Source organism: Micropruina sp. (assembly GCF_027492755.1).
In the GTDB taxonomy this organism is placed as follows: domain Bacteria; phylum Actinomycetota; class Actinomycetes; order Propionibacteriales; family Propionibacteriaceae; genus Micropruina.
The window spans coordinates 2,546-5,543 of the sequence record NZ_JAPUED010000221.1; the positions used below are offsets into that span (position 1 = coordinate 2,546).

Sequence of the window (2,998 nt, forward strand, 5' to 3'; positions counted from 1 at the left end):
TCGGTGTTGCCGCCGAGCAGGTCCTTCCAGCCCACCGGCACACCCGCCTCGACGACCACCTTCGGGGTACCGGCCGGCAGCACCTGCTCCTGGTAGTCGGCGTCCTGGGCATGGAACCACTCCACACACGGCAGCGACACCACCCGGGCGGGGATGCCCTCGGCTTCGAGCTTCTCGGCCGCGGCGAGCGCGACCTGCAGCTCGGAACCGGTACCGACCAGGACCACCTTGGCCTCGGCGGAGGCCTCCTTGAGCACGTAGCCGCCCAATACGGTGTTCTCGGCGCCGGCCAGGCCCGAACCCTCGGAACGGTCCAGGGTGGGCACGTTCTGCCGGGACAGGATCAGCGCCGCCGGGTGGTTCTTGGTGCGCAGGATCTGCGCCCAGGCGTGCGCGGTCTCGTTGGCGTCACCGGGGCGCACCACGTCGATGTTCGGCATCAACCGCAGGCTCATCACGTGCTCGATCGGCTGATGGGTCGGGCCGTCCTCGCCGACACCCACCGAGTCGTGCGTCCAGACGAACGTGGTCGGCACATGCGACAGCGCGGCCAGCCGCGGCGTCGTCCGCATGTAGTCGGAGAACACCAGGAAGGTGGCGCAGTAGACCCGGGACAGGCCGTCCATGGTGATGCCGTTGGCGATGTTGCCCATGGCGTGCTCACGGATGCCGAAGTGCAGCGTGCGGCCACCGGGAGCACCGGTGAACTCGTGGCTGGACCGCTCGGCGGGAATGAACGAGTTCACCCCGGCCATCGTGGTGTTGTTCGAACCGGCCAGGTCGGCCGATCCGCCCCACAGCTCGGGCACCGCGTCGGCCAGCGCCGACAGCACCTTGCCGGACGCGGCACGGGTGGCCATCGAACCCGGCTCGAAGACCGGCAGCGCGGCGTCCAGATCGGCCGGGGCCTCCTTGGCGAGCACCCGGTCGAGCAGCTCCGCCTTCGCCGGGTTGGCCGCACGCCACGCCTCGAACCGCGGATCCCACTCGGCGCGCAGTTCCTTGGCGCGAGCGGCGGCATTGGCCCGGGTGGCGTCCACCACCGCGGTATCGACGGCGAACGGCTTGTCCTCGAAACCGAGCTTGGCCTTCAACGCGCTGATCTCGGCGCCGCCCAGCTTGGACCCGTGCACACTGTGATCGCCCTGCTTGTTCGGCAGCGGCCAGCCGATGATCGTGGTCACCTTGATGAAGTGCGGCTTGTCGGTGATCTGCTTGGCCCGCTCGAGGATGTCGTACAGCTCGGCGACCTTCTCCTCGTAGGTGGTGAACCCGTTGGTGAAGTCGACGTGGTAGGTGTCCCAGCCGTACGCGGCGTAACGGGCCTGGACGTCCTCGGAGAAGGCGATCTTGGTGTCGCCCTCGATCGAGATCCGGTTGTCGTCGTAGATCAGGAACAGGTTGCCCAGATCCTGGGTGGCGGCCAGCGACGACGCCTCACCCGAGACGCCCTCCTGCATGCAGCCGTCGCCGGCGATGCAGTACACGTTGTGATCGAACACCGACTCACCCGGAGTGGCCTCCGGGTCGTACAACTCGCGGGACCGGCGGGCGCTCATCGCGAAGCCGACCGCGTTGCCCACACCGGCACCCAGCGGGCCCGTGGTGCACTCAATGCCCTTGGTCAGGCCGAACTCGGGGTGGCCCGGCGTCAGCGAATCCCAGGTGCGCAGGCTCTCGATGTCATTGAGTTCGAGGCCGAAACCGTTCAGGTACAGCTGGGTGTACTGGGTGAGCGACGAGTGACCCGCAGACATGACGAAGCGGTCACGACCCAGCCAACGGGGATCGGACGGATCCGACTTCATCAGCTTCGCGTACAGCAGGTACGCGATCGGCGCCAGCGAAACCGCCGTGCCCGGGTGACCGTTGCCGACCTTCTCGACGGCATCGGCAGCCAGAACGCGAGCGATATCGACGGCCTTCGCGTCCTGCTCCGTCCACGTCAGATTGCTCATTGAGTATTCCTCTCAGATGTCGCGCCTCACTGCGCGGGAGACGATGGAGAACGAACACACCCACACTATTGGCTTGTTGACCTGGTTGGGGAGTCGCCGTCTGCAGTCTCGCATTCTGTGTGGAAAGTCACGCGAGTAGCCACGGAACGGACGCGGTGGCTCGTCTGCGGGAAGTCTGCCGGAGGTCAGGACTCCAGCGCGCGTCCCGCCTGCTCGGGCAGCGCCAGCGAGGCTCCGGCTGCGAGCATGAAGGCCACCCCGAAGACGCCGAAGACCAACACCGAGCCTCCCGCTCCCATCAGCAGCGGAACGCTCAGCGGGGCGATCATCGACGCGATCCGGCCGAAGGCGGCGGCCGCGCCGGTGCCCTTGCCGCGGACGCCGGTCGGGTAGATCTCCGGGCCGACGGCGTACAGCGCACCCCAGGCGCCCAGGTTGAAGAAGGACAGCGCACAGCCGGTGACGATGATCATCGTCTCGGTGGTGGCGAATCCGAAGGCGGCGGCCGCGACGGCCGAGCCGGCCAGGAAGACCGCCAGCGTCGCCCGGCGTCCCCACTTCTCGATCAGCCAGGCGGCGACCGCATAGCCGGGCACCTGGGCGAGGGTGATGATCAGGGTGAACTCGAACGAGCGCACCAGCGGGAAGCCGCGCTGCACCAGCAGCGTCGGGATCCAGATGAAGGCGCCGTAGTAGGACAGGTTGATGCAGAACCACACCGCCCACAGCGCGGTGGTCCGCACCCGGTAGGCGGGCGACCAGATGGAGTGGGCCGGTTCGGCTGTGGCCGCCGGGGCGTCCGGGCTGGGGACGGGCGCGACGCCGGCCGACTCCTCGAAGCTGCGGACGGCGTCCTCGGCCTCGGCGATGCGGCCCTTGGACTCCAGGAAGCGGACGGACTCCGGCAACCCCCAGCGGATGGCGGCGGCATAGATGGTGGGCACGATGCCGACCGCCAGTGCCCAGCGCCAGCCGTCCGGCGAGGCGGGGACGACCAGGTAGCCGATCAGCGCGGCCAGGATCCAGCCCAGCGCCCAGAA

At 68.5% G+C, this 2,998-nt stretch carries 2 protein-coding genes; both read right to left on the reverse strand.

Annotated features, from left to right (window positions below; genetic code table 11):
* Positions 1-1,958, reverse strand: a 1,958-nt coding sequence (locus Q0066_RS15390; protein WP_298134557.1) for a transketolase, incomplete at its 3' end; no start/stop codon positions are given.
* Between the two features lie 185 nt (positions 1,959-2,143).
* The coding region (locus Q0066_RS15395) for an MFS transporter (RefSeq protein WP_298134560.1) at positions 2,144-2,998 on the reverse strand (855 nt) is incomplete at its 5' end.